This window comes from Bacillus sp. Y3 (assembly GCF_008123875.1).
In the GTDB taxonomy this organism is placed as follows: Bacteria; Bacillota; Bacilli; order Bacillales; family Bacillaceae; genus Bacillus; species Bacillus altitudinis.
Window position 1 is genome coordinate 160,169 of record NZ_VSSC01000005.1, and the last position, 26,002, is coordinate 186,170.

27 protein-coding genes are annotated in these 26,002 nt (G+C 40.6%); 7 read left to right on the forward strand and 20 right to left on the reverse strand.

The window, feature by feature from the left end; genetic code table 11:
• Nucleotides 1-22 precede the first annotated feature (22 nt).
• The 5 genes from FXF70_RS13125 to FXF70_RS13145 form a co-directional block, all read right to left on the reverse strand.
• A complete protein-coding gene (locus tag FXF70_RS13125; protein WP_003212415.1) occupies nt 23-235 on the reverse strand; it encodes a hypothetical protein in 213 nt (70 codons plus the stop codon).
• Between the two features lie 79 nt (nt 236-314).
• Nucleotides 315-647: a YmzC family protein gene (locus FXF70_RS13130; protein WP_025207367.1), complete on the reverse strand. Its 333-nt coding sequence runs from the start codon at nt 645-647 to the stop codon at nt 315-317.
• A gap of 161 nt (nt 648-808) precedes the next feature.
• Entirely contained in the window at nt 809-1,030 is a 222-nt protein-coding gene (gene hfq / locus FXF70_RS13135; protein ID WP_003211269.1) for an RNA chaperone Hfq, read from the reverse strand.
• A gap of 25 nt (nt 1,031-1,055) precedes the next feature.
• On the reverse strand, nt 1,056-2,006 hold the full coding sequence (gene miaA / locus FXF70_RS13140) for a tRNA (adenosine(37)-N6)-dimethylallyltransferase MiaA (RefSeq protein ID WP_148780384.1): 951 nt from the start codon (nt 2,004-2,006) through the stop codon (nt 1,056-1,058).
• Nucleotides 2,007-2,074: 68 nt separating this feature from the next.
• On the reverse strand, nt 2,075-2,476 hold the full coding sequence (locus tag FXF70_RS13145; protein WP_007499437.1) for a YmaF family protein: 402 nt from the start codon (nt 2,474-2,476) through the stop codon (nt 2,075-2,077).
• A 104-nt stretch (nt 2,477-2,580) separates the two neighbouring features.
• Between FXF70_RS13145 and FXF70_RS13150 the strand changes: the two genes are divergently transcribed.
• From FXF70_RS13150 to erbB, 4 genes are all read left to right on the forward strand, one after another.
• A complete protein-coding gene (locus FXF70_RS13150) occupies nt 2,581-2,844 on the forward strand; it encodes a hypothetical protein (RefSeq protein WP_017359036.1) in 264 nt (87 codons plus the stop codon).
• A gap of 111 nt (nt 2,845-2,955) precedes the next feature.
• Nucleotides 2,956-3,498, forward strand: a complete 543-nt coding sequence (locus tag FXF70_RS13155; RefSeq protein ID WP_148780385.1) for a TetR/AcrR family transcriptional regulator — start codon at nt 2,956-2,958, stop codon at nt 3,496-3,498.
• A 2-nt stretch (nt 3,499-3,500) separates the two neighbouring features.
• Nucleotides 3,501-3,818: an SMR family multidrug efflux transporter EbrA gene (gene erbA / locus FXF70_RS13160; RefSeq protein WP_017367286.1), complete on the forward strand. Its 318-nt coding sequence runs from the start codon at nt 3,501-3,503 to the stop codon at nt 3,816-3,818.
• 15 nt (nt 3,819-3,833) lie between these two features.
• Nucleotides 3,834-4,193, forward strand: coding sequence for an SMR family multidrug efflux transporter EbrB (gene erbB, locus FXF70_RS13165; protein ID WP_017359037.1), 360 nt, complete (start codon nt 3,834-3,836; stop codon nt 4,191-4,193).
• 46 nt (nt 4,194-4,239) lie between these two features.
• On the opposite strand, the gene FXF70_RS13170 is transcribed toward erbB, so the two are convergent.
• Both FXF70_RS13170 and FXF70_RS13175 read right to left on the reverse strand, forming a co-directional pair.
• Nucleotides 4,240-4,689, reverse strand: a complete 450-nt coding sequence (locus FXF70_RS13170) for an OsmC family protein (protein WP_073414211.1) — start codon at nt 4,687-4,689, stop codon at nt 4,240-4,242.
• 76 nt (nt 4,690-4,765) lie between these two features.
• Nucleotides 4,766-5,500, reverse strand: a complete 735-nt coding sequence (locus FXF70_RS13175) for a poly-gamma-glutamate hydrolase family protein (protein ID WP_148780386.1) — start codon at nt 5,498-5,500, stop codon at nt 4,766-4,768.
• Nucleotides 5,501-6,084: 584 nt separating this feature from the next.
• Here FXF70_RS13175 and FXF70_RS13180 point away from each other — a divergent pair.
• Complete coding sequence (locus FXF70_RS13180) at nt 6,085-7,410, forward strand: S8 family peptidase (RefSeq protein WP_017367283.1); 1,326 nt, start codon at nt 6,085-6,087, stop codon at nt 7,408-7,410.
• A gap of 89 nt (nt 7,411-7,499) precedes the next feature.
• On the opposite strand, the gene FXF70_RS13185 is transcribed toward FXF70_RS13180, so the two are convergent.
• The 3 genes from FXF70_RS13185 to FXF70_RS13195 all read right to left on the reverse strand — a co-directional run bounded on the left by FXF70_RS13185 (nt 7,500) and on the right by FXF70_RS13195 (nt 10,351).
• A complete protein-coding gene (locus FXF70_RS13185; protein ID WP_008344020.1) occupies nt 7,500-8,648 on the reverse strand; it encodes a Rap family tetratricopeptide repeat protein in 1,149 nt (382 codons plus the stop codon).
• 165 nt (nt 8,649-8,813) lie between these two features.
• Nucleotides 8,814-9,563 (reverse strand): poly-gamma-glutamate hydrolase family protein, encoded by a 750-nt coding sequence (locus tag FXF70_RS13190; protein ID WP_008344021.1) that lies wholly within the window; start codon nt 9,561-9,563, stop codon nt 8,814-8,816.
• 314 nt (nt 9,564-9,877) lie between these two features.
• Nucleotides 9,878-10,351, reverse strand: coding sequence for a CarD family transcriptional regulator (locus FXF70_RS13195; RefSeq protein WP_007499456.1), 474 nt, complete (start codon nt 10,349-10,351; stop codon nt 9,878-9,880).
• 590 nt (nt 10,352-10,941) lie between these two features.
• Here FXF70_RS13195 and FXF70_RS13205 point away from each other — a divergent pair.
• Both FXF70_RS13205 and bslA read left to right on the forward strand, forming a co-directional pair.
• Nucleotides 10,942-11,343 carry a hypothetical protein gene (locus FXF70_RS13205; protein ID WP_008344023.1) on the forward strand — a complete coding sequence of 134 codons (402 nt, stop codon included), beginning with the start codon at nt 10,942-10,944 and terminating at the stop codon, nt 11,341-11,343.
• 125 nt (nt 11,344-11,468) lie between these two features.
• Complete coding sequence (gene bslA, locus FXF70_RS13210; protein ID WP_017367279.1) at nt 11,469-12,005, forward strand: biofilm surface layer hydrophobin BslA; 537 nt, start codon at nt 11,469-11,471, stop codon at nt 12,003-12,005.
• Nucleotides 12,006-12,150: 145 nt separating this feature from the next.
• On the opposite strand, the gene FXF70_RS19090 is transcribed toward bslA, so the two are convergent.
• The 10 genes from FXF70_RS19090 to spoVS all read right to left on the reverse strand — a co-directional run bounded on the left by FXF70_RS19090 (nt 12,151) and on the right by spoVS (nt 25,994).
• A complete protein-coding gene (locus tag FXF70_RS19090) occupies nt 12,151-12,321 on the reverse strand; it encodes a hypothetical protein (protein ID WP_017359046.1) in 171 nt (56 codons plus the stop codon).
• Between the two features lie 204 nt (nt 12,322-12,525).
• Nucleotides 12,526-14,427, reverse strand: a complete 1,902-nt coding sequence (gene mutL, locus FXF70_RS13215; protein WP_148780387.1) for a DNA mismatch repair endonuclease MutL — start codon at nt 14,425-14,427, stop codon at nt 12,526-12,528.
• Between the two features lie 22 nt (nt 14,428-14,449).
• Nucleotides 14,450-17,026: a DNA mismatch repair protein MutS gene (gene mutS, locus FXF70_RS13220; protein WP_148780388.1), complete on the reverse strand. Its 2,577-nt coding sequence runs from the start codon at nt 17,024-17,026 to the stop codon at nt 14,450-14,452.
• A 124-nt stretch (nt 17,027-17,150) separates the two neighbouring features.
• The gene (gene cotE, locus FXF70_RS13225) at nt 17,151-17,696 is read right to left on the reverse strand and encodes an outer spore coat protein CotE (RefSeq protein ID WP_007499466.1); all 546 of its coding nucleotides are present in this window, start codon (nt 17,694-17,696) and stop codon (nt 17,151-17,153) included.
• Between the two features lie 248 nt (nt 17,697-17,944).
• Entirely contained in the window at nt 17,945-18,379 is a 435-nt protein-coding gene (gene ricA / locus FXF70_RS13230; protein ID WP_008344661.1) for a regulatory iron-sulfur-containing complex subunit RicA, read from the reverse strand.
• A 1-nt stretch (nt 18,380) separates the two neighbouring features.
• Nucleotides 18,381-19,907, reverse strand: coding sequence for a tRNA (N6-isopentenyl adenosine(37)-C2)-methylthiotransferase MiaB (miaB, locus tag FXF70_RS13235; protein ID WP_007499471.1), 1,527 nt, complete (start codon nt 19,905-19,907; stop codon nt 18,381-18,383).
• Between the two features lie 149 nt (nt 19,908-20,056).
• Nucleotides 20,057-21,244, reverse strand: coding sequence for a glycine C-acetyltransferase (locus FXF70_RS13240; RefSeq protein WP_148780389.1), 1,188 nt, complete (start codon nt 21,242-21,244; stop codon nt 20,057-20,059).
• Nucleotides 21,244-22,308 (reverse strand): L-threonine 3-dehydrogenase, encoded by a 1,065-nt coding sequence (gene tdh, locus FXF70_RS13245; RefSeq protein WP_148780390.1) that lies wholly within the window; start codon nt 22,306-22,308, stop codon nt 21,244-21,246. The genes FXF70_RS13240 and tdh overlap by 1 nt, the downstream gene beginning before the upstream one ends.
• A gap of 177 nt (nt 22,309-22,485) precedes the next feature.
• Entirely contained in the window at nt 22,486-25,530 is a 3,045-nt protein-coding gene (locus tag FXF70_RS13250; RefSeq protein ID WP_148780391.1) for an efflux RND transporter permease subunit, read from the reverse strand.
• Between the two features lie 203 nt (nt 25,531-25,733).
• Entirely contained in the window at nt 25,734-25,994 is a 261-nt protein-coding gene (spoVS, locus tag FXF70_RS13255; RefSeq protein WP_003211281.1) for a stage V sporulation protein SpoVS, read from the reverse strand.
• Between the last annotated feature and the right edge of the window lie 8 nt (nt 25,995-26,002).

Here is a 26,002-nt window from a genome sequence, read left to right on the forward strand (position 1 = left end):
TTAGTAGACTAGACTTTTTGTTTTATTTTTTGTAGGCATCGCACTGTAAATCTTCTGACACTTCTGTTATTTCCACTTCAACACCTAATTCTTTCAGCACCGCTTCAAGCGCAGAGACGATCGAGGCTTCTCTTACTAACTCTTTCCCGTTTACAGAAACGCTTGTTCCATATTCGAAACAGGAGTCATCTTCACAAGTTTGTTCCCAATGATTAATTTTAATTTTGTGTGTCATGAACTCATCCTTTTCTGTCTAGATGTCTGATGCATGTTTATAGTGTAGCGACTTCACATTCATTTGTAAATTTACGTGCTTACTCTTCATCAAAGTCTTCACTATCACCATCATCCTCATCCCATTCATCTATGTACTTTGTCGTAATGAGCGTCAGCTCTCCTTCTTTTTCATCAAACCGGTATACATGTACTTCATCATCTTTTACAACAGCAATGTGATTATTTTTTAGCGCAACAGATGATGGTAAAAGACCATCAACATGGCTCCCATCATGCTCACCAGAATGGTTATGCCAACTTTCTTGTCTCGTTTCGATGTTCGAGATGGCGCATGATCCAAATAAGACAACGATTCCAATCAAAAGAAGGATCACTCGAATCCTTCTCAATTCAAGCTCTGCATTTTCCATATAAATCCCCTCACCTTTTAAATGTCCAATAAGGATTTATACGCAACTTGGACAGAAAAGTTTCATGGCATGCAAAATAGCCCCTCTGCACTGACAAAAAACGTAGCGGGTTTCGGCCGGTTTATTCGCAGCTGCATGGGGCTATTGGTGAAAACGGGTGTTTATTCTAATTCAAGATTTACATTTTTTTGAGGTGCAAATGTTGAAATCGCATGTTTATAAATAAGCTGCTGCTTCCCTTCTGTCTCAAGCAGCACCGTGAAATTGTCAAATCCCTTTACTTGACCGCGAAGCTGAAAGCCATTCAGTAAAAATACTGTGACAAATGTATTGTCTTTGCGGATCTGATTCAAAAATTGGTCCTGAATATTAATCGGTTTCATGTTTCGTCCTCCTTGATTCTGATAACTACAGTTTCGCTTTAAGTCCAAGCTTTCCTGCTATATATGCGAAAATTTCCTCTTTTTTGTCCGAAAAGTGGCAAGGTGGTGTCATATCAAACCAGGTGACATCCATTTTATTACGGAACCACGTAAACTGACGCTTCGCATATCTGCGGGAATTTTGTTTTAATTGCTGGATGGCTTCATCAAGTGAGCAATCGCCTTGAAAATAGGCATACAACTCTTTATAACCAATCGCTTGAACAGACTGACAATCTTTCAAACCAGATTGATAAAGTGCGCTCACTTCTTCAATTAAGCCTTCATCTAACATCATATCAATTCTTTGATGAATGCGCTCGTACAAAAGCTCTCGGTCCATTTTCAGCCCAATGAAGGCAGTGTCATAAAGAGGAACTTCTTGATGCCCGTTTTGCATATCAGACATTTTCTGACCTGTTGTATGGATGATTTCAAGCGCCCTTATCACGCGGCGGACGTTATTCGGATGAATCGCTTTTGCAGCGTCAGGATCGGCTTCTTTTAGCTTTTCATACAGCCTGATCGGTCCATGCTGCTGCTTAAACAGCGTCATCTCTTCTCTAAAAGCAGGATCACTTTTCTCATCAGTAAACGTGTAATCATATAAAACAGACTGAATATATAGCCCAGTTCCACCAACAATCATGGGCATTTTCCCTCTCGCAGCAATCTCTTTGATTTTTAAACGGACAAGCTGCTGAAATTCAGCTGTAGAAAACGATTCATCCGGTTGTTTAATATCGATTAAATGGTGCGGTACGCCATTCATTTCTTCAGGGGTGATTTTCGCTGTGCCAATATCCATCCCTTTATAGATCTGCATGGAGTCCCCGCTGATAATTTCTCCATTAAATGCTTTCGCTATATCAATGCTCAGCTTTGTTTTTCCGACAGCCGTCGGACCTACTAATACAATCACTGGTTGTTTTTTCATAACATCACTCTCTTTTACAAACTGCCTACAGTATAGCATAACTTCTCTTTCTCTCCTATATCCTCCCGTCACCAGCCAAGTGGTTCATTCCCGACCACTTCATATGTCTTTCCTTTTAAACGGTGCTTATGCGTTGGCCTTTCTTCATCTGGACTGTAAACGACTCCCCCGTATGGAATCGGGACAGAATCGGTATAGGCAGAAAACGTGACTTCCTCAATTTCATGGTAGTGCGTCCCGTCCACTCTTGGGATAGCAGGTCCAGTGACGCCATAATATCTATGAAAATGCCCTCTTTCAAATGACGTGATCCCCCGGTAATAATGAGTATGTCTGTCGGTACTGCTTCCATTCACAGGCTGAGAAATACCTTCTATTAAATGATAATGTTCTTCGGTTACATCCGTTCGCGCTTTATAAGCATGTGCATGAGGTGGACATTTAGCCCAATCAGACGGATACAGGCCCATTTTTTACATTCCTCCTTATTTTAGGCATTCACCCAAACACAAGTGGGCCACTCGAATACACTGATGTCAGTTACAGTGATTTTATGTGAAAGGAGCCTTTTTTTATGAATTATTTTGACGCACCGTTTGTTCAAGATGAGATGAGAAGACCTTTTGGATTTGGACGCCCTGGATTTGGTTTTGGAAGACCTGGGTTTGGGTTTGGGCGCCCTGGTTTTGGCTATGGAAGACCTGGATTTTTTGGACCGCCATTTTTAGGTGGTTTTGCTGGAGGGCTTTTAGCTGGGTCGCTTCTTGCTCCAGGATATGGCTATGGTTATCCTTATCCGCCGCCATACCCGCCATATGGACCATACCCTTATTATTAAATATGACGATTTAGTGAAAACATCCTCTTATAAAATGAATCGATTGACACATTTGTTTTTCATAGGTTAACATTTACTTTACCGACCGTTCAGTAAAGTAGGTGTTTTTTTATGTCTAAAACGAAAAAAGAACAAATTTTTGAGGCAGCAGCTCACACCATTCTAAAAGAAGGATTGAGTCAGCTCACCCTTCAGCAGGTGGCAGAACATGCAAATATGACCAAAGCTGGGCTACTGTATCATTTTTCAAGCAAAGAAGACCTGATCCAGCAAATGAATGAGCATGCGGTTGCCTCTTTTCGTCAGCAGCTTGACACGTATCAGGAAACATACAAAAACGAAAAGGCGCCCTATGTACGTGCCTATATATTGGCCACATTAAATGATCTTGATAGACAAAACACCACACAGCTATGTACAAGTATGCTGGCAACCATGTCATTTGATGAAGCGTTATTAAATCCTTGGCGTCATTTTTATGCGGAATTTAAAGAAAAAGCAGCCGAGGAAATCAATGACCCTGCACTTAGCCAATTGATCCGTCTTGCCTGTGATGGCATATGGTTTTCAGAAATGTTTCAGCTTGAACCATTGAATCGAGAGGAAAAAACCCTTTTACTTCATCGGATTTTATACATTTTAGAGGAGGGATGATGATGATCCTCGGATATCTTTTTTTGGCTATCGCCATTTTTTCAGAAGCGATTGGGGCAGCGATGCTGAAACTATCAAATGGTTTCACACGCTTTAAACCTAGCGCTGTCGTTGTCGCTGGCTATACACTTGCTTTCTACATGCTGTCATTGACCCTTAATATCATTCCACTTAGCATGTCTTACGCCACTTGGTCTGGGGTAGGTACCGTCCTCACGGCTTTTTTTGGCGTGCTCTTTTTCAAAGAAACCTTGAACCGTCAAGCACTTATTGGAATGGCAATGCTTGTTTCAGGGGTCGTACTATTAAATATGTCTTAAAGGATGTGAAGTGATATGAAAGGAATGCTTTATTTAACAGGAGCCATTTTGACAGAGGTTTTTGGCAGTACAATGCTGAAGCTTTCGCAAGGTTTTACACAGGTGCTGCCGAGTATGGGGGTCCTGATCGGATTTGGGTGCGCCTTTACCTTTCTCAGTTTGGCACTCAAAACAATTGAGCTGTCATCTGCATATGCCACTTGGTCTGGGGTCGGTACAGCACTTACTGCTCTTGTGGGCCTCGTGCTATTTAACGAAACCATTCATATGAAAGGATTTATTGGTCTTGCACTTGTCATATGCGGCGTCATTGTCTTAAATCAATCCAAAAAACAAAAGAAAGAACCATTCGATCAAACCGAATGGACGTCATAAAAAAAGTCATTTTCTCCATTAATCAAGAGAAAATGACTTTTTTATCTTAATAACCAGCTTTGATGGTTTCTTCTAAGGAAATATGGACATTCCCTTGCACAGCTCTAGAGATCATACATGAGCTTTCAGCTTTATGTGCAAGCTTACGAGCTCGTTCTATGTCCTGTGCAGTAGCAGACTCTTTGAGAATGATGACAGGACGGTGAATGATTTTCTCATATGTAAACACACCGTTTGTCACATCGACAACTGCCTCAGAGCTCATCGATAGATCCTCTTTCTCTAATTGACTCCGCTCCATCATGGCTGCAAGTGTAATGATATAGCATGTGGCTGCTGCACCTAGGAGCATCTCATCTGGATTTGTTCCAATACCCGGTCCATCCATTTCTTTTGGAATGGAAATCTTCGTCTTTAACTGTTCACATTCGATTGTCCCCACATCGTTACGCAGACCAGGCCAGCTTGCCTGAAGATGAAAATGATGACGCGCCATATCTGTCTCTCCTTTTGTTATCACTTTTTATAGTGTAACAAGAATTCACCTTGCTGTCTTAAGATGTGCACCATCCTTACGTATATTCTTCATCCAGCACCGTGCGAATCGCCCTGACATACCGGTAGAACGTCTCGTTTTTTGTACTCGACCGCTGCCGAAAATCGAAACTGTCAAATAACGCTTCCCGTTGACTTCTACTAATCTCAAGCTGTACACTTTGCCCTGTTTTTGTAAGATTATTAATATTATGATTGCTCGTTCCGCTTAGGGTTGCGTGTGCAACTGCAAGTTCAGCAGAAAAACCGTTGCGCTCTAATGAGTTCACAATTTTTTCAGCACGGTCATAGTCTGTTCCGCCAACAAGGGTGTGGTCAATTCCCGGCTCCCCTCTATATCCATGAACAGCTAATACATAATCATGTGCTTTTGCCTGTGCGACTCCGATTGGTTCATCGAAGTTTGTACTTGTAATATGAAGTTCTGATGCATTTTCTCTAAAACCTTCAAATAAGTACGTAGAAAAATCATTATCAAAAAAATGGACAATCTCACTAACACCGCCTTCGATTCTCCCGCCATGAGGCGACATCACTAGAAGACGGCTGCCGGGCACTGGATTGGATGTGATTTGATAATGATCTGTTGATTCATTCTCTTCCAGTTCTTTAAAATTACGATACATATCATTTGAACCGCTTTCGTCTTCTCCACCTGATGACACTGGCTCATCATGTTCCTGTGCTTGCATGGTATAATAGACGCCCCATCCGATGACAAGCAGGAGAAGCAAAGCAAAAAACTTCTTCATTCCCGTTCTCCTTTAACAGATTTCTAAGCCGTTTCTATGATTAATATTGAATCATCATTTCTTTTCATTTTTTCCACATTTTCTCTTCAAATTTGATCATAACACTCTAGATCATGAGATTCCTCAAAAATAAGATAATTGCATTTATATACACAGAAACGCCTTTCCTGATTGAAAACAGAGTTAGAATAGTATGACAAACAAATGAAGTTATGTTTAAAATGACCTAGTCCTACCCAGTCTGTTTTCTTTAATTCGTCTTTTTTTTATGCGAATTTGATTTTTTTCATCTGGAATGAATCACATTTGTATGAGCATTGACCCTGTCTAGAACCCCCCTTTTTTCTGCAGAATCCTCTGTTTTACTGGTTCTCTAAGAAGAACTCTCCCACCTATCATCGGCAGTTTTAATATGATTTCCACCTTTTTCTATTATTTTACAAAATGTAAGCGCTTTTCTTTTTAAAGGGAATGAGTCAGCCGCCAATATGAACAAAAGAAGGGACAAGAATCCGAACAAAGATGCTGTCATGTTCATAACGTAAGAGTGTACGAGAATGGATAGCTAGAATGGAGGGCATCACATGTTTGGATTTTCCATGGTACAAATGGTCAGAACACATGCTAGTAAATTGGATCAGCCTTTAAGAGAGACCGTCCTTCACCTCTATAAGCCTTTTAAGTGGACGCCTTGTTTTCTTCATCGTTTTTTTGAAGGAAGGTTAAAGAAGAGCAAGAAGCTTCGGGTCATCATTGAATTTAAAGAAGATGCAGTCGAAGCAGGTATTCAAAGCACAAAGCAGTTAATGAAAAAAAGCAGAAAAACAAACATCAAAAAACATTTTTCACATATTAACTGCTGCGCAGCTGATCTTACCCCTGCTGCTTTAGAGGAACTCTTAGCAAATGGGGAGCATATTCGCAAAATATATTTAGACAGACAGGTACATGCACTGCTGGATGTGGCGACACAATCAAGTCATGCGGATGAAGTCGTTCGAAATGGCACAACCTTAACCGGTGAAGGCATTACGGTAGCGGTCGTTGACACAGGCATATACCCACATGAGGACTTAGATGGAAGAATTCGCGACTTTGTAGATTTAGTCAAACAAAAAACGAAACCTTACGATGATAACGGTCATGGAACGCATTGCGCTGGGGATGTGGCTGGAGACGGAGCTGCCTCAGACGGCTTATACAAAGGACCCGCTCCAAAAGCCAATATCATTGGGGTAAAAGTGTTAAATAAACAAGGCGCTGGATCACTTTCTACTATTATAGAAGGTGTTGAATGGTGCATACAGTTCAACGAAGACCATCCTGATGACCCAATTCACATTATCAGTATGTCGCTAGGCGGCGATGCGCAGCGTTATGATGACGAACAAGACGATCCGATGGTGCGCGCTGTCAATGCAGCTTGGGATCAAGGGATTGTTGTATGCGTTGCTGCTGGGAACTCCGGTCCTAACAGTCAAACAATCGCAAGCCCTGCCGTGAGTCAAAAAGTCATTACGGTCGGAGCCTATGATGATCGAAATACGCCAGAATCAAGTGACGATGTCGTGGCACCATTTTCGAGCAGAGGTCCAACGGTCTACGGTGAAACAAAGCCCGACCTCCTCGCACCAGGAGTCAATATCGTCTCTCTTAGATCACCAAGATCATTCCTAGATAAACTAGATAAATCAAGTAGAGTCGATGATGATTATACGACGTTATCTGGCACTTCGATGGCGACACCCATTTGTGCCGGTATCTGCGCACTATTATTAGAGCATTCACCAGATTTAACACCTGATGAAGTCAAAGCCTTATTAAAAGAAAATACAAGCAAGTGGTCTGGAGAGGACCCAATGATTTACGGAGCAGGTGCCATCGACGCAGAAAAAGCAATCCAAGAATAAATAAAAAAGCCCTTTACGTTTTTCGTAAAGGGTGTTGTTTTGTCTGTTTTTATGTGTGAAGTCTTTCTTCTACTTGAGCAGCTGACATGTTATGCTTCGTTCTCATACATCTCATCTCCTTTTTGAATGTGCGTACGCGCTTCGATCACAATTTCAAAAAAAGTGGAAGATTCCTTGTACATGTCGCGTTCCTTATAATAATTAGCCGCATCAAGTGCCAATTCCTCTAAATCAGCAAACATTTTTTTGTTTCGTAGTCCCAAAAGGGCTGATCTCAATTGTTCAGAGCTGTCTGTTTCTATATAGAGTGCCTGTAAAAATTGGAATTTCAATTGATAAATTTCATCTCCCAATATAGATGCCTGATTCATGCCTTCCTTTATAGCCTCACTCGCTCGCTCCATATCTTCGAGTTTAAAACAAGTAAGAGCCAGTGAAAACAATGATTTGATCATCGTTGCAGCTTGATCTTTTTGATAAAGTGAAATGGCTTGTTCAAAGAAGACCGTCGCTGTATGATAGGTTCCCATACTATAATGACAAGTTCCTAAGTTATTGAGGGCCATCGCCTTAAAATAAGATGTGCATTCTTTTCTTTCCATTGCTTCACACACTTTTAAAGCTTTTTCTAAATACGGGAGCGCTTTTTGATGCTGACTTACATCAATCCAATTACCTGCCATCACAAAATCGCATTGAATGCTTCTTTTTCCATAAAGCTGATGTTTCTTATAGATGTCTCTCGCTTTTTTCGCATAATGCATAGAAAAATAGGTTTGTTTCATATGATAGTATACTTCAGCAATTTTATAATAAAATTCCGCTTTTTCGATCTCATCTGTCACTAAGATCAGCTGATGTTCCGCATGCTTATAATAGGAAATGGCTTCGATATACCGGTGCTGGGTAAATGCATACATTCCATGGAAAAAATGAAAGTAATAGCCCAATAAACCCGTCATCTCATCTTCTGCCTCTTCAATATCTTTTGGAAAAGAAACCGCTTGAAGCGATTCATTCCCTGCATGGACTGGCGTTAAGTGCTGAAGCATCATTTGATGGCGAAAATCCATGAGAGAATAATAGAGTAATAAATCTTGATCTTCTTCCATCTCATGAATGTCTTCTTCAACAAGGCGCTTCATATCGTTTGCCTGATCAACTTCAAATTTGCAAATATGTGTGTACCATTGATTGATTTTTACACCTACTTCGGAAGATGGTATTTTGTGTGCCATCCACTTCAGCCCCATTCTATCATATCAAACTGATAACTATTATTTTACATAATTTATGATTTTAAGGCAAATTGTCATTTATTTCATATTTTATGTTGATTTTGCACATTTCTATCTTTTTTACCAAGTTTAAAGAGAGTACTTTTGCCCATCAAAACCTTTTTTCTACGAAGAAGGGTCGAATTCTCTAAGCACTTCTTTTAAACCACTGACATAGCGACTAAATGCTTTTTTCTTTCCTTTTCTCGTATCAAAGTTGTCAAAAAAGGCTTTTCTCTGCGCCGTACTAATTTCTAATTGGACACTTTCGCCACTTGCATTTTGATTATTAATGTTGTTTGGATCCGTACCAGAGAGGCGCTCACCTTTTTGCACGAGCTCTGCAGAGAAGCCCCGGTCTTTTAGTTCTCGCACAACCGCTTCTTGCATTTTTTCGTTTGTCCCGCCCACAAGTGTATGTCTTCTATCACTTTTATAGCCGTGGATTGATATAGAAAAGGGATATGTTTTAATCATTTGAACCAAAATCGGTTCATCGAATTTTGTACTAGTGATATGCAAGTCACGATTGTTGTCTTGTTTTGTCCCTTCAAATAAATACGTAGAGTACTTCTTTTCAAATGCTTCTACAATTTCACTTGTTCCTGGTTCAATTTCGCCGCCATGAGGAGAAAAGACAAGTAAGTCACTTCCCCCTTTTTCATGAAACTCTATCTCATAGCCGTCTCTTTCATGCCGTATAAGCTGCTTAAAACTTTCATATTGATCCCCTTTTTTTCGCTCTTTCTTATACTTTTCTACTTCTTCATGATGTTGTTTTTGCTCTTTATTTTCTTGGATAGAATGGCTGCATTTCACCATTAAAAGAGCACACAGGATGAGAAAGATGAATCCACTTATGAGTAGTCTTTTCATTTCACCGCTCCTTTTCATTCTCTTCGATGTCATCTTATCGCATTATTTTACTATCAATCGCTAAAAGAATTCAAAGAATGTCCGGCTCCTTTTCATGAATCAGGAGAACTTACCTGTTTTTTTATGTTGCCCTAGGTATTTTCGGCTTCTTTAAAACGGTTCTTGTGCAAGTAAAAACTAAATCCTATGACCTCATTTTAGTTTTAGTCAAAAACACCTACAAAATTGGGAATTTTCATCTTTTTTCAAATAAAAAAGCTGTAAACAAAAGGAATATCTCCTTCTGTTTACAGCCAGTCTCTGTATATCCAGCATTAAACTCTTAATTCATTCTCTAATGCTGTCAGCACTTCATCTTGCGACATGCCTTGTGCAAGTGAAATTTCGCTCACTAACATGCCCCGTGCATCTTCAAGCATCTTCTTTTCACTAGAATTTAAGGCTTTTTTCTGATTACGTCTCATCAGATCTTTGACAACGTCTGCGCCATCTTCAATCGAACCTGTTTTTAGCTTTTTCAGATTTTCATCATATCTTTGCTTCCAAGTAAGCGTGTCGTCGTTTGTTTCTTCTGCAAAATTGTTCATCACAACTTTCAGCGTAGCTTGATCAGCTACCGGACGTATACCTAGTTGATTGATTCTGCCTTTTGGGACCATCATCTGCATATTCGGCATTTGAATCAGAAAATATTCCTGCGTCTTACCTAAAATCTCTTTTTCTTCCATTCCTTCAATCACACCGGCTCCATGCATTGGATAAACAATTTTATCACCTATTTGAAACAAATCCGCCACCTCCGAAAGTATTCACAATATCATTATAACACATTTCAGCAGAGGATAAAAATTTATATTTTATCATGTTAATTTAGCACTAGTCAATTCTTTTTATTTGAGTTTTTAAAGAATTAGCCTTTTTTTACAAAAGGAGCGCCACCATCCAGTCCTCGTACACCTTTCTTGCATATACTAGCATTGAGTCACATTTAGGAGGGATGACAATGTGCAAATGCAAGAGCAAACATTCCCACTCAAAATGCTATAAAAAGCATGACGATCATCACCATATGGATCCGTGTGAAAAAAAGAAGTTTTATCATAAAAAAGATGATTGGTTTGAGAGCGATTTTTGGGATACGTCAAGAAGCTACGATCCCCATTATTTTCCTAAAAGTGTCTGCAGCAGATGTAAGAAGCGTCGTAGAAAAAGACATAGCTTCTCATTTTAGTGTTTGACGCTACACCTGCTTTTTGTTTTCCCGGCTGAAAAGCCGGTTTTTTTGTTACATGTCGTTCTTTTCTTTCATATGGATAGGCTCATGAAACAGGTGCAGCTCATAGGATATGGCAACCTGAAAAAAAGGATGAGATACAAAATGAATAATATGAATAACCAAACCAACCATTACCATCAAGGAAATCCCTATCACACGTTTGAAAATGTGTATACAGCCAATCATGAGCATATGATCGCACCAAACATGCATGACCATATGAACATGCCAAATCATTATCATACCGGTAAAAAAGATGCTTATAGCGGACACCACCCGCATCATCATTCAGCCTATTCCCCTTTTACGAAGCAGTATGATCCCTATTCAAATGTACAGATGAACGATCACCATCACTTCGGTCACTACGGCGGTTATGGTATGGCTCCCCACCAGCCATACGGCTATCATGATATGCAAATGATGATGCCAGCAAATCATCATATGACAGGAAATGCTTACGGAATGAACCAACCAAATGCATTTCTACCCCGTTATTACTAAAAAACAAGCAAAATAAGGGTATAAAATACCATTTAATGACATATAGGAATATGGTAACCTTATAGGTAAATAATGGATGTAATCATCTATTATTTACCTATAATCAACCAAGGGGGAAGGAAGAAATGAAGAAAACATGGACAATCATTATGATGGGGATGCTTACATTGGTCATGGCACTCTCAGTACCGCTAGCCGCATCAGCTGAAGGGGCTAAAACAGAGGAAAGCAAAGCTTCAACGAATGCAAGGCCAGCTGCACTTTATGCAAAAATCACAGGAGCAAGTAAACAAGAATGGTCTTTTTCTGACATTGACCTGACTTACCGTCCAAATTCTGTTCTTAGTATTGGTGCAGTTGAATTTACTTTACCAGCAGGTTTTCAAGCCACAACAAAAGATATTATCAACGGAAAAGCTTTAAAAGACAGTTACATTTTGAACAATGGAAAAACTGTTCGCATTCCAGCTCGTTTCGATTTATTCGGAAGTTCCCAATATACATTACAACTTTCTCATAAAGTACTTCCTGCTGCAGGTACATATACGTTCCGCGCAGAAAATCGTGCGATCAGCATCGGTTCCACATTTTATGCAGAGGATACGATTGATATTAATAAACGGCCAGTTGTCGTCACACCGCCAAATCCTTGCGGATGCTAAACAAAAAAGCGCTCTTAGAGCGCTTTTTCTCATTCATCACATCCCTTGCCACTGTGCTTACTGCATTTTATATAATTGTTACACCATATCTCATTATGGTCTGTCATCATTTAGTTGGCAAACCCACATATGGCGTTTTTTATTGTTATTTTTGCTCTTTTAGTTTTTTAAAAATCACAAATTGATATACGCCAAATAGTAAGGTTAGAATCATCATTGCGGTAAATAGTTGATCGACTGGAAGCAAAAAATATACGACAAAAAAAGATAAAAGCAAAACAAAGTAACCTATATTGAACGCTTTTTTAAATGTCATCATATTCCCTCCTTTTTACAATCATATCACGCTTCACCTAATCGTATAACCAAATAACAAAAACCCCTATCCATTTGAGGAAAGGGGTTATCCTTACAACATGACAGCGGATGTTTATCTTCACATCACAACAACAGGAACCAAACTATCGGATTGAAAAATTAATTGGTGGGCAAACCGATTCACCCACCAGCTAAAATCCTGCTACATCACCCGTTTAAACATCTTTTCCATTTCATAAGTGGAATGATGAATCATAATCGGCCGGCCATGCGGACATGTAAATGGGTCTTGTGTTTGCCGGAGTTCATCTAATAAGGCTTTGATTTCATCGTTACGCAAATGACGATTTGCTTTAATCGAGCCTTTACAGCTCATCATGATCGCCGCTTCTTCTCTCAGTTTCTTGATATCCACACGCTTTTCATCAAGTACTTGCTGAATGATTTCTTCGATGAGTTCAGCCTCTTCCCCTTTAGGAAACCACTGCGGATGCGATCGAACGATATAGCTACCTGATCCGAATGGCTCTAAGAAGACCCCTACTTTTGCTAAAATATCGATATGCTCTTCAATAATCAACATATCGTTTTTTGAGTAGTGAAAGGTTAATGGAACAAGCATTTCTTGCACTTCCTGTTCAATGTCTCCTACCTTTTCACGAAAGTACTCATACTTGATTCGCTCTTGGGCAGCGTGCTGATCGATGATATAAAGACCGCGTTCATTTTGGGCCAAAATATACGTTCCGTGCATTTGTCCAATCGGATACATCACAGGGACACGTTCACTTTCAGCCTGATGCTGGGCTGCACTCTCTTCCAGTATCACTTCGTCATGTTGTTCATGCGAAGCTGCAGATTCCTTTACATATACATGGTCAAACGTTTCTTCAGACGATGCTGGTAAAGGCGCTTCCGTACTTTCCGGTTCACGCACCCCGTATGTGTCGTTCTGACTAGTCTCGTATACAGCCGATGCGAGTGAGTCCGGCTCATAGGAAACAGGTGTTTCCATTCGGCTTTTCATTGTTTGTTTAGAATCAAAAGATAAGGACTGTTGCTCATTTTTCACTGCTGGCATTGGTGCTTTTTTTGGCACTGAAGCACTTGGAATGAGCTGTTGCTTTTGAAAGACGTCCTTAATCCCTTGTTTGATCAAATCATGAAGTTCTTGCTCTTTACTTAGTCTGACTTCAAGTTTAGAAGGATGTACGTTCACATCGACTAAAATGGGGTCCATCTTCATCTCAATAAATGTAATTGGATGGCGTCCGATCGGGAGCAGTGTATGGTATCCTTCATGAATGGCTTTCACCAGCGGGAAATGCTTGACATATCTACCGTTGACAACAGAAGACATATAATTACGTGATGCCCTTGTCACTTCTGGTAAGGAAATATAGCCTTTCACTTCAAAATCAAGTGATTGTACATGTAGTGGCAGCATTTTTTTGGCCACTGCCGTTCCATAAATGGCCGCAAGCACATGCCGCACATCTCCGTTTCCATTTGTTTGAAGCAGCACTTTTCCTTGATGTCGCAAACGAATCGACACTTCTGGATGAGCAAGTGCAATTCGGTTCACAACATCAGAAATGTTGCCAAGCTCCGTATGAACCGTTTTCATGTATTTTAGACGGGCTGGCGTATTATAAAATAAATTGGTGACCACAATTTCGGTGCCGCGACGGCCAGTGGTTTTTTTCTCCGAAATGATCTTCCCGCCTTGGAGAGCTAAGTGTGTTCCAGCACCTTCACCGGTACTTGTCTTCATTTCTAAGTGAGAGACGGAGGCAATACTTGGCAGCGCCTCCCCCCTGAAACCGAGCGTCCTGACACGAAACAGATCATTTTCATCTTTGATTTTACTCGTCGCATGACGCTGAAAGGCGAGCTTACAATCTTCAGCATCGATTCCCACCCCATTATCAATAATTCTAATAGAAGAAAGTCCTGCTTCTTCTACATCGATTTCAATGACAGTACTACTAGCATCGATCGCATTTTCCACGAGCTCCTTCACAACAGAAGCCGGGCGTTCGACCACTTCACCAGCTGCAATTTTATTTGATAGGTCATCGGATAACTGAATAATCTTTGCCATTTCTTGCTCACCTCACCTTACATTATAATTTCTTTTGTAATTCATATAGCTTTGTCATCGCTTCAAGCGGTGTCATATCCATTAAATTAAATGACTTCAATTCTTCGATCACTGCTTGATCTTTGTTTTTCAGCACAGGTTTTGTTTGCGGTTTTTCTTCCACTTCAAAGAAAGAAAGCTGCTGTTTTTCCTCAGCCATTTCTTGTTTCGGGGCTTTAGAGACGCTCGGAATCACTTCATGTGATCCGCTCTCAAGCTCCGTTAAGATGGTCTGGGCTCGATCAATGATCGCATCAGGCAGTTCAGCAAGCTGCGCTACATGGATGCCGTAGCTTTTATCCGCTGCTCCTTCTTTGATTTGATGTAAGAAAACAACTGTCCCTTCATGTTCTTCTGCTCGTACGTGGACATTTTTCAGTTCGCTTAATTGGGATTCAAGTACAGTTAGTTCATGATAATGGGTAGAGAAAAGGGTTTTGGCACCAATATGATCATGCACAAATTCAATGATTGCCTGTGCAAGAGCCATTCCATCATAAGTGCTTGTCCCGCGTCCAATTTCATCAAATAAAATCAAACTGTTCTTTGTCGCATGTACCATCGCATTTTTTGCTTCAAGCATCTCTACCATAAAAGTACTTTGACCAGAAATCAAATCATCTGCTGCCCCAATACGTGTAAAGATTTGATCAAAAATCGGAAGGGTTGCCTTTGATGCTGGCACAAAACAGCCAATTTGCGCAAGAATCGAGATCAATGCCATTTGTCTCATATATGTGCTTTTCCCTGACATATTCGGACCAGTAATGAGCAAGGTTTGTCTCCCTTTGCCCATTTGGCAGTCATTCGGCACATACTCTTGATGATCCATCACTTTTTCAACAACAGGATGACGACCATCAATGACTTCCACTTCATCTGCTGAAAATTCAGGGCGGACATAACGCCGCTTTTCACTCACAGTCGCAAAGCATTGCAGCGCATCAAGCTCACTCATTTGTTTTGCGAGCAACTGTAATCTAGGAATATAGGCTTTTACTTGTTCCCGAAGCGCAGAAAATAGTTCATATTCCAATTCACTAATATTTGATTCCGCCTCAAGAATAAGGGCTTCTTTTTCTTTCAATTCAGGTGTAATATACCGCTCTGCATTGGCAAGGGTTTGTTTTCTTTCATAACGGCCTTCTTCTAATAAATGCGTATTTGCACGGGTCACTTCGATATAGTAGCCAAACACTTTATTAAAGCCGACTTTCAACGAACGAATGCCTGTATATTCTCTTTCTTGCTGTTCAAGACGAGCGATCCAATCTTTCCCGTTTCGGCTCGCATCACGATATTCATCTAATTTTGCATTGTAGCCGTCTTTAATCAAATTGCCTTCTTTTAACGTCATCGGCGGATTCTCATAAAGAGCATCTTCTAATAAATTAAGTAAATCACCGCATGGGTCAATGTCATTTGCTCTAGATTTCGCCATATCCTCTGGGAGAGAATGGACAAGCTCTTTAATAGCCGGCACTTGCTTGAGAGATTCTTTCAATTGAATAAGATCACGGGCATTCACATTTCCAAATGCCACACGGCCTGCTAGACGTTCAAGATCATACACTTGCTTTAAACGTTCTCGCAGATCCTCTCGCTCAAAGAAATGTTCCATCAGAATTTGCACCATTTCCTGGCGTTCTTTGATTTGTGAAAGGCGGATGAGCGGACGATCAATCCATTGCTTCAGCAATCTTCCGCCCATTGCCGTTTTTGTTTCATCTAAGAGCCATAATAAAGAACCCTTCTTGCTTTTTGAACGGATGGTTTCTGTTAATTCCAGGTTTCGCTTTGAGTAAAGATCAATTTTCATCGTTTGTTCAAGCTGAAACACTTGAACTTGCTGAAGATGATCAAGACTCCTTTTTTGCGTTCTTCTTAAGTATGCATAGAGTGTTAAAAACGCTATTTTCAGATGTTCGTCAAGATGAGCAACGAGTCGTTCAGCTTCATCTATTAATTCAGCGCGATCTTCGTATGAGATGGTCGCTTGGCAGCGTTCCTTCAGGGTCTTCACCGTTTCTTCCTCGAGCTGTTTTGATACCACAATCTCTTTTGCACCGACAGAATAAATTTCAGACACAACTTCATCTAACCGTTCAATGAAAGCCGCCATGTTTTCACCTGTTGATAAATCGGAAAGTGCAAGACCATAGCCATTTTGAAAGCTGGAAACAGACGCGATAAAGTTATTTTCGTTTTCATTCAGTCCTTTGCCATCCATGACCGTACCTGGTGTAATTAGTTGAACGACCTCTCTTTTGACCACACCTTTTGCCGTTTTAGGGTCTTCCACCTGCTCACAAATGGCGACTTTATAGCCTTTTTCAATCAGTTGTTCTATGTATGCAGACGCAGAATGATATGGAACACCACACATTGGAATCGTGCCGCCATCCCTGCTTGTTAACGTAATTTCTAATTCTTGTGCTGCTTCTTTTGCATCATCAAAAAACATTTCATAAAAATCGCCTAAGCGAAAAAATAAAAAGGCATCTTGGTAATCTGCCTTGATCTTTAAATATTGCTGTATCATGGGCGTATAACTTGCCATATTTCTAATCCCTCACTATATTACTTTCGAATTCATACCATCTTTCATTATAGCATAAAAATTCACCTTTTTTCCCTAGATCAAAGCACAAAAAAACTAGGGGGATATGCGCCCTAGTCATCAATTACTCTTCTGGATCACCCGCGAGGAATTCTGGATGAATATCTTCTAATTCCTCATCCACTTCTTCTTCCCATTCGTGATCATCTTTTTCTTTCCAGCTTGAATTGACTTCTACAACAATTTTGGTTTCCCCTACTACTTCAGCAATGAATTCACGCTCTGCTTGAACGACAATTTTATTGCCATTTGGAGAAATGGTCACTTCTAAGCAATTGGGCTGCTGTAAGACTTTCGCAATCACTTCGTGCTCATCATCAAGGAAGTTTTTATCTTTATATCTCAGTTTGATGATATCTACATATTTTACACGTTCTGTGACCACTTCGGTTTTCGTGTTGTCTGCGTAAGAATACCAGACGTTAATATCAAATGTACCTTCAATCTCAACTGTTTTACCGACCTTTTCAGCATCATACTTATGATTAATGATCCAACCGCCTAGGATGCTGGTTGGTTTTTGCGATGGAGAAATGGTGTGTGTGCTTTGGGTAAATTTCCTCCCTTTTGCAACCACCGCTTTTGTAATAATTTCTCTGTATTCAGACATTCCGGCATGCCTCCTTGTTCTTGATCGTTTTATCTTATGCTGGGCATTCGTCTAGTGTGTCACGATTTTGAGTCTCATGTTCAATTAAATTCATTTCTGTTTCAGTGTATGCATGGTCGCCCATAAACTTGCCTTGAAAATTGGAAAAGTTGGAGAGTGAGAGATTGGGGTTGATGGAAGCTGAAGGAGAAAGAAGGTATGCAATTCTTACATCAGAAAACAAAAAACCCCGCATTTGCGGGGTTTTCTCATTTAATGGAGCAACTTGGGGATGAGTTTTTCACTTTTGAACCGGTTTCTCCTAATAAGAGGTCACCGCCGGTTGAAAGAATGATTTCATCCGTTACTTGATTAGAAATCGTGTGCGCTACAAGCTGAAGCAGGGAATTAACCTCTGTTTGTGATTCTTTGAATTCTTGAATCACTGGGATCTCATCCAGTTCTTCTTGCAGGGCATCAATTTTTTCTTCCACTTGTTTTAAGGCTTCATGTTTGCCATAATGCTTTAAATTCACAGCTTGCTTTTGAAGCGCCTTAATTTGATTAATGATCGCTGCAATTTTTGTATTTTCATTGATTTGCGCTTCTGCTTTTTTGAAGAAATCAACTTCTTCTGTTTCAGAAATCATTTTCGCGAGCTCTCTTGCGCGCTCGACAATCTCTTTCTTTGAATAAAGCGTCATTTTAATTCACCTCGATAGCTTCTCCAACCATTTCTCCGTCAAGAGACCAAGTTTTGGCTTGTGTGATTTTCACTTTGACGATGTTGCCAATCGCTTCTTTTGGTGCTTTAAAATTCACAAGCTTGCTTTTACTTGTATATCCGGCTAGGATCTCAGGGTTGTTTTTACTTTCACCCTCTACTAATACTTCGACAGTCTGCCCTTCATATTCCTTCATTTTTTTCGCAGAAATTTCATTTACGAGTGCATTCAGGCGCTGCAGACGTTCTTTTTTTACACGCATTGGCACGTTGTCTTTCATATTGGCTGCTGGTGTTCCTTCTCTTGGAGAGTAAATGAACGTATAAGCCGCATCAAACTCAACCTCACGATAGAGGGAAAGCGTCTCTTCAAACTGCTCATCTGTTTCATTTGGGAACCCAACGATAATGTCCGTTGTTAATGAAGCATTTGGCATTGCCTCTTTGATTTTGCGCACTAGGTCAAGGTAACGTTCACGGTCGTATTTTCTTGCCATGAGTTTCAGCACAGAAGAACTTCCTGATTGAACAGGCAAATGAATATGGTCGAGAAGGTTTCCGCCTTTGGCAAGCACTTCAATTAAGTGATCATCAAAGTCACGCGGGTGGCTTGTTGTAAAACGGATACGTGGAATATCGATTTTACGCAGCTCATCCATGAGGTGACCAAGACCATATTCCATGTCTTCAAAATCTTTTCCATACGCATTCACGTTTTGACCAAGAAGGGTAATTTCTTTATATCCTTCTGCTGCTAAGCGTCTGACCTCTTGAATAATTTCATCCGGACGGCGGCTTCTTTCCTTCCCGCGCGTGTAAGGGACGATACAGTATGTACAGAATTTATCACAGCCGTACATAATATTCACCCATCCCTTAATTTTTCCTTGGCGGGCTCTCGGAAGATTTTCAATCACATCGCCTTCTTTAGACCAAACCTCAATGACCATTTCTTTTGACAGGTAGCATTCAGATAATAGCTCTGGCAGGCGGTGAATGTTGTGGGTACCGAAAATCAAGTCAACAAATGGGTGTTTCTTTAAAATACGGTTAACGACAGATTCTTCTTGTGACATGCATCCGCAGACGCCTAAGATTAAATCTGGCTTTTCACGCTTTAATGCTTTTAAATGACCAAGCTCTCCAAACACTTTGTTTTCTGCATTCTCACGAATGGCACAAGTGTTTAATAAGATGACATTCGCATCTTCAGTCGAATTTGTTGGTTCATAACCAAGCGCCATAAAAATACCAGCCATCACTTCTGTGTCATGCTCATTCATTTGACAGCCATATGTGCGAATATAAAACTTGCGGCCGTTCCCTAACCCTTGAAACCGCTCGTCAATTTGAAATTGATTGTATTCGACTTCTTCTTTACCCCGTTTTTTTGCATCTTTTAAGGAAGGCGGAATGTACACAGCTTCAAAATATTGGCTGTAGTCCTTCTCGGATTTTTTGTCCGATGAACTTACTTGTCCGCTCGCTTTTCTCTGCTCTTCATTCATGAATTTGTACTCCTTTCAAACCAAGCTCCACCCTACAGTATAGACTATTTTGTCGTGAATTGAAAATAAATTCATATGTGTTTTTTCTATGAAAAATGTCTATTCATCTGGACAGTCATCAATACTCTTGATCAAAAGAAAAGAGAGCCTCAGCTCTCTCGATCAAGTATATTCAGTTTTTTTGCTTCTTCTTCGATGATTGTCAGTGCACGGTCAAGCTCTTCTTTTGTGTGCTCTGCTGTGATGATGGCTCTAATTCTCGCTTTTCCTTTCGCTACAGTTGGAAAAGCAATGCCTTGAGCGAAAACGCCGCGCTCGATTAATGCTTTTGAAAACCGGAAAGTGAGTGCCTCGTCTCCAATCATCATTGGAATAATAGGCGTTTCTGTTGGTGCCACCTCAAATCCAAGACCGATGACTTTTTCTTTAAAATAGGCCGCGTTCTCCCAAAGAGTTTCAATGCGCTCCGGTTCGTCTAACAGCACTTCAATGGCTTCTTCACAGGCTCTTGTGACAGCCGGCGGATGTGAGGTGCTGAATAAAAATGGTCTTGCTTTATGCTTTAAGTAGTCGATTAAAACGGCAGAACCAGCGACGTAACCGCCTAGCACACCAACTGCCTTACTAAGTGTGCCAACCTGAATATGCACTCTGCCGTCAAGTTGAAAATAATTCACTGTTCCGCGCCCATTTTCACCAAGTACTCCAGACGCATGGGCATCGTCTACCATCACAAAGGCATCATATGCTTCTGCTAGTCTTACAATCTCAGGAAGCGGTGCAATATCTCCATCCATTGAGAACACACCATCTGTCACGATAAGACGGACGCGGTAATTCATCGATTTCTTTAAAATTTTCTCAAGCTCTTCCATATTAGAATGAGCGTATACTTTTTTATCTGCCTTTGTTAAGCGAATCCCATCGATGATTGAGGCATGGTTCAGCTCATCTGAAATGACAATATCATCTTTTGTGAGAATACTAGATAAGACGCCTTGGTTGGTCGTAAAGCCTGATTGGAATACGAGGGCTGCCTCTGTCTTTTTAAAAGCTGCGAGCTTTTTTTCAAGCCGTTCATGCATTGTCATCGTTCCAGCAATGGTTCGTACAGATCCTGTTCCAGCACCGAATTCATCAATCGCCTCTTTTGCCGCTTTCATCAGCCTTGGATGTGAGGTGAGACCTAAGTAGTTATTTGAAGAGAGTTGTATGACGGATTGTTCATTTAATGTCACCGTGGAAGATTGTTTGGAATCGATTTCTTTCAGTGTTTGATGGGTGCCTTGCTGCTTCATAGTGTCCAATTCATCTTGTAAATACGTAAATTCTTTCATCATTTCGTCCCCCTTTGATATGATGGCATGATCAGTACGACCTTCCCGCACGTACCATTTCTCATGAGTTCAAATCCCTTTTCAAAATCTTCAAATGGCAGCGTATGGGTGATAACCGGCTTTACATCAATGGTATTCGTTCTTAAAAGTTCAGATACTTGACGCCACGTCTCAAACATTTTTCTCCCCGTGATCCCTTGCACGGTTAATCCCCTAAAAACAATTTGATTCGTAATGTCAATGGTTACCGGCCGCTCTGGCAAACTTAGTATATTCACTTTCCCTCCATTTGCACAAGCTTCGAGTGCTTGATTAATCGCAATGGGATGTCCTGACATCTCACACATCACGTCTGCCCCTTCCATCCGCGTGAGCTGCTTGATCATGGCAACAGGATCATCTTTTCCGATATCCACGATATGATCTGCACCCATTTTACGAGCAAGATCCAGTCTGTATTCATTTTTATCAACAGCGAACACTTGGACAGCCCCGGAGGCTTTTGCAACCGCAATCGCCATTAAACCAATGGGCCCGCAGCCAAAAACCGCCACTGACTTTCCTGAAACAGGTGTATGCAGAACTGTATGAACAGCATTTCCAAGCGGTTCTTGAATAGATGCAAGTTCCACTGGCATTTGAGCTGGATTATGCCACACATTTTGTTCTGGTACTTTGACATATTCAGCAAAACAGCCATCAATGTCGACCCCTAAAATTTTCGTTTCGCTGCACAAATGCTGCTGACCCGTTAAACACATATAACACTGATTACAGACAATATGCGTCTCAGCCGATACAAAGTCCCCTACTTTTGCTCGTGAGACTTGGTTCCCCGTTTTGACAACTTCCCCTGTGAATTCATGACCAAAAATGTACGGTGCTTTGACTCTCCCCTTCGCCCAATCATCCCAATTATAAATATGCACATCCGTTCCGCATATCGATGTAGCCTTTACCTGGATAAGCACTTCATGATCCCTTATTTCTGGAATCGGCATTTCCATCATCGCCGCTCCGTAAGCGCTTTCTTTTTTAACAATCGCTTTCATCGTTCCACACATGACGTACAACCCCTTTGTTAAAAAACTTCTCCCAATCCGATCTTATCATGTCTTATTTTAGACGTAAATACCGCTGTCTTTCAGGAGAAGACAAATGAACACTCCACATATTTTTTTAGATATTTTTCTAAAAAAAAAAGCAAATCTCCTTTTATTCGGAGATTTGCTTTTAAGTTGTCAGCGTTTTTTTGAAACGGCTACATATAAAGCCGGCACAATCAGTAGTGTCAGAATCGTTGAGAAAAAGACACCTGATACGATGCAGATCGCTAGCGGCTTAAAGAGTGGGTCATTACTTAAAGCAACGGGCATAAGAGCGACAAGTGCTGTAAATGCTGTCAGCAAAATAGGTCTAATCCTTGCTCTCCCCGCTTCAATCACAGCTGCCTGTTGATCGAGACCTTGCTTGCGCCGCTGTTCAATAAATTCAAACAAAACGACCGCATTTCGGACAACAATACCTGCCAATGAGACAATCCCCATTGTGGCCATAAAGCTAAACGGCGTTTGAGTGACAAATAGTCCAATAATGGCGCCGGATATCGCTAAGTAAACCGTTCCAAGAACTAAAAGCGGAAGTATGAGTGAATTGAACTGGAAAGCGATGGTCACATAAATGAGCAGCAAAACTACCCCAAATAAGAGACTAATTTCAATAAAGAATTGGGTTTGATCTTCATTTTCTCCGCCCTGAGAAATGGTCAAATTCTTCGCTACATCGCTTTTCCCAACTTCATTTATGACTTCTGTCATATCGTCTTTAAACGTATCTGATGTACCAGGATATGCCTTTAACGTGATCGTCGGCATCCCGTTTTCATGAGGAATGCTTTCATACTGCTCTGTTTCTTTTTCCTTTACATATCGGCTAAGCGGCTCCAATTGAGGAATACCACCTTCATTTGCACTCACAGGCACCTTGATGTCTTTTAGCTTCAGTCCGTTTTGATGTGTGCTCATGTCTTGTTTCACTACGAGGTCGATGTCATCTGTTCCTTGTTTAAATGTGCCTAATGGAATTCCTTCTGTAACAAGGCCAAGCTGTCTGCTGACAAACTGAGCAGTGAGCCCATCCTCTGCCATTCGGTCACGATTTAATTCAAATGAAATGGTTTTCACCGGCTGATTGACATCGTCTGTGATCAGGCTCGCTCCGCTTTCTTTCATTTCTTTTGTGAGCTTCTCTTTCACATCCACGAGTTTTGAAAATTGTTCTCCTGCAACAGTGACGGTCACAGGCGCTCCAGTTGGCGGACCTTGAACAATGGTTTTCATAAAGATATCAGCATCTTTAAATTTCTTTCGCAATGGCTCTGTCATACGATCGATCAATGCTTTGCTTGTCATCTGATTATTGTCAACTCTGACAACAATCTGACCAGTATGATCACTTGCGTTTGAGATACTTTCATTAAACAAGTTCGGCACACCGCCGCCTGCAAAAATGGCCGTCTCTTCAATGCCTTTTTGCTGTTTGATCTCTTGTTCTATTTTCTCTAATGTGTCATTTGTTTTATCTAAGGTTGTTTCACTCGGAAGTGTCACAGTGACAACAACCTCTTTCTTATTCGCCGCAGGGAAAAACTCAAATGGTGTGGCGAAAATAAGCAAAAAGGCAAGTGTGGCAACGAGCAAACCACTTAATCCAATGAGAAGTGGTCGCTTCACGATGTTTGTCAGTACTCGATCTGCATAAAAATCAGCTAATCTTTTTAATGGTTTGCCTAAAAAACCCGGTTCTTTTTGAATCTTCTTGTTCTTTCTTTTTCGGTTTGCTGTATATTGATACACTGGCACAAGTGTCAATGAAATGACCATTGACGCAAGTACAGTTGTGACTAGAACAGACGGTAACGCTCGAATAAATGAACCGTTCGCACCAGAAAGGAAAACAAGCGGCAAGAAGGCAAAGACAACAGCCAGTGTTGACGTCAAAATGGATCCAGCCACTTCTTTTACACCTGCAATTGTTCCTTTAAGCGGACTTTCGTATTTTTTCATCTGCCTCAAAATATTATCGTTGACGACAATGGCGTCATCTACAAGTATCCCTAGCGCAATGATAAAGCCAATAATTGAAATTTGATTAAGGTCCACTTGTAAAAACGGCAGCGGGATGGTTCCGATCGTTATGGATAGCGGAATCGCAAGTGAAACGATAAACGCACCACCAATGGTTAGACCAAGTGTGGTGACGACAATGACGGCGATGACGGCCACGATCGCTTCTTTGATTAAATCGTTAAAAATAGCATCTACTTCACTTTTTTGTGAATAGTAGTCTATCCAATCCACACCATTTGGCAGCTCTTTCTCTTTTTCAATGACCGCACTGACTTTGTCATACATTTTAGGAATATCCAGTCCCGGCTTGATATTGACTGTAAATGAATAGGCTGGCTTTCCGTTATATGAAACGATATCACTTTTCTCTTTTTCTACTTCTTTTAAACGACCAAGCTGACCGATTGTAACAGGCTTGCGGCTCTTTTTTGAGAAAATCTCAATCTTTTTGATTTGATGTAAACGATCATAGGCATCAATGGACAGCTTGACCTTTTCTCCATCTGCCTGGACGTCACCTAGAGGGGATGTGCCAAATTCTTGATTGATGGCATTTGTGACATCGGTCACGTTTAACCCGTTATCCTCCAGTTTACTTGAATCCAAGTTCAATATTGCTTGTTTGTCATTGAATCCTTTGATGACAATTCCATCAACACCTTTGATGTCCTCCACTTTTTCTTTTAACGCACGCAGCGATTTCTGACTTTTTGCTAAATCAGATGAGTTACTTGCTACAATCATATAAGAACCAACTGGCACATTGCCAAACTCATCCTTTACATCTGGCTCCATCACACCATCTGGAAAAGAAGAGGCGGCATTTGTGGTTTCACTCTTGATTTGACTTGCCACCTTTTGAAAATCGGCTTGATCATCAATTTCAAGCACAATATTTGAGAAACCAATAGCAGAAACAGAGCTTGTCTTCTCTACACCATTGATATCAGAAATGGCCGACTCGAGCTTATTGGTGACATCACTTTCTACCTGTTTTGCATCAGCACCAGGGAAAACAGTCGAAATGGTTACAATATTTGCTTGAAACTCTGGCAGTTCTCGTTTAGGAAGCTGTGTAAACAAATAACCTCCAGCAATGAGAACGATAAAAAATAAAATAAAAACAAGCTTTCCTCTTTTTAAAAAAGCTTCGATCATTATTTCACCTACTTAAATATTTATTTTTGATGAAGTATTTTCAACTTAATCTTAATTTATCATCATGGTGAAAAAATGCAAGCTCTAATATGTCATTTTCTATCTATTTTGTGAAAGAAATATGTTATATGAGAAATGTATAGCGGTAAACAAAAACAACCTGCTTACATGATGTAAGCAGGTTGAAAATAATAAAATTAGAATTATCGTGGTTCAACAATCAGTTTGATTGCTGTTCTTTCTTCTCCATCGATAAGAATGTCAGTAAAGGCTGGAATGCATATCAAATCCACTCCGCTAGGCGCAACAAATCCCCTTGCAATGGCGACAGCCTTGACCGCCTGATTCAGTGCTCCAGCGCCGATAGCCTGTATTTCCGCTGCACCGCGTTCACGTAAAACGCCGGCTAATGCTCCTGCTACTGAATTTGGATTTGACTTTGCTGAAACTTTTAAAATTTCCATTTTTGCTC